Annotated in this window: 2 protein-coding genes; both read left to right on the top strand. The window is 42.0% G+C overall.

All coding sequences use genetic code 11. The annotated features are described in order from the left end of the window. Nucleotides 1-421: 421 nt before the first annotated feature. On the top strand, nt 422-2,953 hold the full coding sequence (gene ppsA, locus ACM0OY_RS39865; RefSeq protein ID WP_414574214.1) for a phosphoenolpyruvate synthase: 2,532 nt from the start codon (nt 422-424) through the stop codon (nt 2,951-2,953). Nucleotides 2,954-2,957: 4 nt separating this feature from the next. Next, on the top strand, nt 2,958-3,256 hold a 299-nt coding region (locus ACM0OY_RS39860; RefSeq protein WP_414574213.1), incomplete at its 3' end, for an element excision factor XisH family protein.

Here is a 3,256-nt window from a genome sequence, read left to right as displayed (position 1 = left end):
AGGGGGGTTGGGGGGATCAAAAGCCTGTGGCGCAACTCTAGAAGACTTGTGTGTACACCGTAGCCTTGCTAAGGGGAGGGGAGACGAAGCGTAGCTTTGGCTGGGGTATTAGGGACTTTTGCAAGATATCTATAGCTTGGCATTGAATTGCACAATCTAAAATCACGTCACCCTGACGAGATTGGCTGCAAAATTTAGAATTAAATATGGGAAATATACTACTAGTCGCAAAAGCCGCCATAGATTATAAATATACCGCTAATAGCAAAAGTCCTCTTAAGAGGAGTAAACCCTGTTGGTGTTATGTTTCTCAATAAACTTCAGTGGGATCAAAGTAAAAGCCTGTAAAATTTATTTTAGACGCTAAATTAGATAGTAATAATTACGGACTTTTAACACATCAAATTAAGAGGTAATACATATGACGATAGTATCTACAAGCACTTTATCTCAGTCTTCCAAAGAGCGATCGCTCATCCTCTGGTTTGATGAAGTTGGTATTCATGATATTCCCTTAGTTGGTGGTAAAAATGCATCACTAGGTGAAATGATTCAACAATTAACACCCAAAGGTATTAATGTGCCTACAGGCTTTGCTACCACTGCTTATGCTTATCGTTATTTCATCGAATCAGCTGGGTTAGAAGCAAAGCTACGGGAATTATTTGCTGACTTGGATGTTGAAGATGTGAAAAATTTACGAGAACGGGGCAAAAAAGCGCGATCGCTATTAATCCACACCCCCTTTCCTGTAGAATTACGAGAAGCCATCGCCACAGCTTATCAAAGTCTTTGCGATCGATACAATGCAGAGACAGATGTTGCAGTCCGTTCCAGCGCCACCGCTGAAGACCTTCCCGACGCGAGTTTTGCCGGACAACAAGAAACTTACCTCAACGTTGTCGGTGCTCAAGGAGTTTTAGCAGCTTGTCATAAATGCTTTGCTTCCATATTTACCGATCGCGCCATTTCCTATCGTCACACCAAGGGATTCGATCACTTTAGCATTGCCCTTGCCGTTGGTGTACAAAAAATGGTGCGTTCTGATTTAGCAACCTCTGGGGTGATGTTCTCCATTGACACAGAAACCGGCTTTAAAGATGCAGCCCTAATTACAGCCGCCTACGGTTTAGGTGAAAACGTTGTCCAAGGGTCAGTAAATCCAGATGAATATTCTGTTTTTAAACCAACTTTAAAAGCAGGTTTTCGCCCAATCATTGATAAAAAATTGGGCAGCAAAGAACTGAAAATGATTTATGATGACGGCTCAAAATTTACCAAAAATGTCTCTGTTCCTTTCAGAGAAAGAGGTAAATTTGCCCTCAGCGATGCAGAGATTTTAGAATTAGCAAGTTGGGCGTGTTTAATTGAAGACCATTATTCCAAAACCCACGGCATTTACACACCAATGGATATCGAGTGGGCAAAAGATGGAATTACTAAACAACTTTTTATTGTCCAAGCACGTCCCGAAACTGTGCAATCGCAGAAGACGGGAAATGTGCTGCGGAGTTATCACTTGCTATTAGGGAATAGGGAATGGGGAATAGGGAATGGGGAAAAATCTTCTCACTCCCCACATCGTACAGACGCGATTAATCGGGTTTCTACCGACTCTCCAATTCCTCTTGTTACGGGGCGCGCAATTGGAGAAGCAATTAGTCAAGGAAAAGTACGCTTAATTTTAGATGTTCAAAAACTCGAACAGTTTCAACCAGGGGAGGTTTTGGTAACAGAAAGAACTGACCCCGACTGGGAACCAATTATGAAACGTGCCAGTGCAATTGTGACTAATTCTGGTGGGAGAACCTGTCACGCGGCGATTATTGCGCGAGAGTTGGGTGTACCTGCGATCGTTGGATGTGGCAATGCTACAGATATTTTGAAAACTGGTCAAGAGGTGACGATTTCTTGTGCTGAAGGCGAAGAAGGAAAAGTTTACCCAGGTTTATTACCTTTTGAAGTTGAAGAAGTCGCCTTAGAAAACTTACCCCGTACCCGCACCCAAATTTTAATGAATGTGGGTAATCCCCAAGAAGCATTGAGTTTATCAGCAATTCCTAACGATGGAGTCGGTTTAGCGCGGACAGAATTTATTATTGCGAACCAAATCCAAGTTCATCCAATGGCATTGATTAAATATGATTTATTAAAAGATGAATTTGTTAAAGCTAAAATTGCCGATTTGACCGCACTTTATGACGAGAAACCTCAATATTTTGTGGATAAATTAGCCCAAGGTATCGGCAGAATTGCCGCAGCATTTTATCCGAAACCAGTGATTGTGCGAATGTCAGATTTTAAGAGTAATGAATACGCAAATCTGTTAGGCGGTCAACAATTTGAACCTGATGAAGAAAACCCCATGCTTGGTTGGCGGGGCGCGGCGCGTTACTATGATGAAGGTTACAGAGAAGCTTTTGCCTTAGAATGTCATGCCTTGAAGCGAGTACGGGAAGAAATGGGTTTGACAAATGTTATCCCCATGATTCCTTTTTGTCGCACTCCCGATGAAGGGCGGTTAGTGTTAGCAGAAATGACCAAAAATGGTTTAAAGCAAGGCGTTAACGACTTACAAGTTTATGTAATGTGCGAATTACCCAGTAATGTGATTATGGCTCAAGAGTTTGCTGAGGTATTTGATGGCTTTTCCATTGGTTCCAATGACCTAACTCAGTTGACATTGGGGTTAGACAGAGATTCGGCGTTGGTGGCGCGGTTGTTTGATGAACGGAGTGAGGGTGTGAAGCGAATGGTGAAAATGGCCATAGAAACCGCGAAAAAGTGCGATCGCAAAATCGGCATTTGTGGACAAGCACCCAGCGATTACCCAGAATTCGCCCAGTTTTTAGTTGAACAAGGAATTGATTCTATTAGTTTAAATCCAGATTCGGTGTTAAAAACAATGTTGGAAGTAGCAAAAGCTGAAGGTACTAATTCCTCGTTCGAGTAAATTTATGCCAGCTAAAGACCGCTATCACCAAAACCTAAAGAATGCCCTAATTAAAGATGGCTGGACGATTACCGACGATCCTTTTCATTTGAAGTGGGGCAAAAAAGATTTGTACGTTGATTTAGGAGCTGAAAAATTACTCATACCATTTGAGGAAGAACCGCTTGGTAAACTTATATTGGAAGACTACAAAATTCCTCTAATCGTTTTTCACCCAAAGCAGGAGGTTATAGTCCGATGGGTACTATGGCAATACTGCTCGCTTTGTGCATTTTTAACTCGGCATTGGATTTGGGGAAAAGG

It is taken from the genome of Nostoc sp. CCY 9925 (genome assembly GCF_963920935.1).
Taxonomy (GTDB): Bacteria; Cyanobacteriota; Cyanobacteriia; order Cyanobacteriales; family Nostocaceae; genus Nostoc.
Note: the sequence above shows the minus strand (reverse complement) of the source record. Positions and strands in the feature narration are given on the sequence as shown.